The following is a 1,362-nucleotide window of genomic DNA, read 5'->3' as shown; positions in this document are numbered from 1 at the left end:
CCCGTGTGAAAGTAGGTCATCGTCAGGCTCTTACAGCCCAAATCGCCCCGCGTACGTAAGTACTCGGGGCGCTTTGCTTTGCAGCGTTGAAATGCGCCAAAGCAGTGAAAAAACTCGCAAGCACTGAGATTTGGGTGCTCAAGCAGGGTGCGGAAGTGGCTCAAGCGTCAGCCTTAGTGGCTGGCAAGGAGCAAGCTAAGCTGCCAGTTCGCCTGAGTCGGTAGGCTGGCCTATGCTGCTGCTTGTTCTATTGCGAAGACGGTGCAGTGCATCGGGTGGATCTGTCGGGTTGCGCTGCAGATGTCCGTGCGGAGCGCACAGTTCATGCTTGACTGAGCGTGTTGGGGCCTCTGTCCCGGGCGTTCTATGCGGTTGGAGTGCTCCGGCAATGTGCGGCTCTAGCTTGCCGTGCCCTTGAACAAGGTGGCTCCTTCTGGGGCACTTGCTTTGATGACCTTGGGTGAGATCGTTGGCTTCCCGTGTGTCCTTAAAGCTATGCTGGACTTGGGTCGATGGGGACATGGATGGGGCGCTGCTTCCCTTGCCGCGCAATGAGTCGGCTGATCAGAACACTCGGCGTCAGATAAGGCATTGGGGCTTGCATCGCAGCCCTTTGCCTACCCATCGGCCTACCTGTTCCCGATCGGCTCTTTGTCGCACTCCCACGGAGTGCTGGGTGCGCAGTGTGGATGGGTAGGGCGCTGCTGCCGGTTGACCAGCTGCTGTTGCGCAGCCGAAGGCATGGCTTGGGCGACCTGGCGAGTGGCGAGACCCTCATCCAGTGTTCGAAGGTGCGGCCCCGGCAGCCGATGCGAGAAATTTTAGAAAGATTGCCGCCGAGCCGAATTGTGCTGCTATAATTTGAGACTCTCCGGAGGGGTGCCCGAGTGGCTAAAGGGGGCAGACTGTAAATCTGTTGGCTTACGCCTACACTGGTTCGAATCCAGTCCCCTCCACCAGATTTGAGGTTGCGCTGAGCGCTGCTGTGATGGGTCGAAAGGCTTGTGCGGGAGTAGTTCAATGGTAGAACCCTAGCCTTCCAAGCTAATGACGCGGGTTCGATTCCCGTCTCCCGCTCCAATCTGGCAAAGAGAGAAGTTGTGGCCTAGTGTCAGCAAATGCCCATGTGGCTCAGTGGTAGAGCACTCCCTTGGTAAGGGAGAGGTCGCGGGTCCGATTCCCGCCATGGGCACCAAATTTTGTGGTGCGTCCGGTTGAGATTGCGCCAATATCCAGTGTGTTGGTATAGTTTTTTCGGAGTCGAAAGATGGCAAAAGGTAAGTTCGAACGTACCAAGCCCCACGTCAACGTGGGCACGATCGGCCACGTGGACCATGGCAAGACGACGCTGACGGCAGCGAT

Annotated in this window: 1 protein-coding gene and 3 tRNA genes; all 4 read left to right on the top strand. The window is 57.6% G+C overall.

Annotated features, from left to right (window positions below; genetic code table 11):
• Positions 1-873 precede the first annotated feature (873 nt).
• A tRNA-Tyr gene (locus BM070_RS23950) sits at positions 874-959 on the top strand.
• Positions 960-1,006: 47 nt separating this feature from the next.
• Positions 1,007-1,080: transfer RNA gene (locus tag BM070_RS23945), tRNA-Gly, on the top strand.
• A gap of 40 nt (positions 1,081-1,120) precedes the next feature.
• Positions 1,121-1,195, top strand: a tRNA-Thr gene (locus BM070_RS23940).
• Positions 1,196-1,267: 72 nt separating this feature from the next.
• The coding region (locus tag BM070_RS23935) for a GTP-binding protein (protein ID WP_005434227.1) at positions 1,268-1,362 on the top strand (95 nt) is incomplete at its 3' end.

It is taken from the genome of Paracidovorax wautersii (genome assembly GCF_900113035.1).
GTDB classification, from domain to species: domain Bacteria; phylum Pseudomonadota; class Gammaproteobacteria; order Burkholderiales; family Burkholderiaceae_C; genus Paracidovorax; species Paracidovorax wautersii.
This window is presented reverse-complemented; position numbering and strand designations above follow the sequence as displayed.